Here is a 609-nt window from a genome sequence, read left to right on the forward strand (position 1 = left end):
AAGGAGTTGTTAGATCAGCTTGAACAGTATCGTGAGCAACTTGCTGAATCGCGCGAAATCTGGAATGAAGCGCTGCTATCGCTTGATGAGTTCACTGAGCGCAAAGCAGTTCTTAGCGAAGAAAGAGAGCGTGTTCAATCTCAGCTAGAGATGTATAGAGCTCAGTCTCGCGAAGCGCAAAATTCAGTACATCAGAAACAAATTGAACAACAGCAAAAGCTTAGTCAGGTAAACTCCCTAAAACAAACTATTGAGAGGCTAGGCAAAGAGTTAAGTTATAAGAAGCAACGAATTACTGAGCTTAATAATAGCGAACATTACGAAGATGAGTCCTTAGAGGACTTGTCTATGCAGCTTGAAGGTCTCTTGGAATCCCGGCTAATTGCAGAAGAGCGACTGAATGAAGCGCGAAAATCCGTTGAAAGCGTTAGTATTAGCTTGCGCGAGGAAGAGGGCGCTCGCGTTAAGTTTGAAGGTGCAATACAGTCAGCAAGAGAAAAGCTCGAAGCAATCAGGATGGATACTCAAGCGCTATCCATTAATAAGAAAAACCTCGAAGAGAGGATTCTTGAGGATGGATTCGAAATTGATGCGCTTAGTTCACAAATT

Annotated in this window: 1 protein-coding gene; it reads left to right on the top strand. The window is 43.0% G+C overall.

Annotated elements, in window-relative coordinates; all coding sequences use genetic code 11:
- Positions 1 to 609: hypothetical protein (locus tag A3763_RS28080; RefSeq protein WP_197482750.1), on the top strand; the 609-nt coding region annotated here is incomplete at both ends.

The organism is Oleiphilus sp. HI0128, assembly GCF_001635365.1.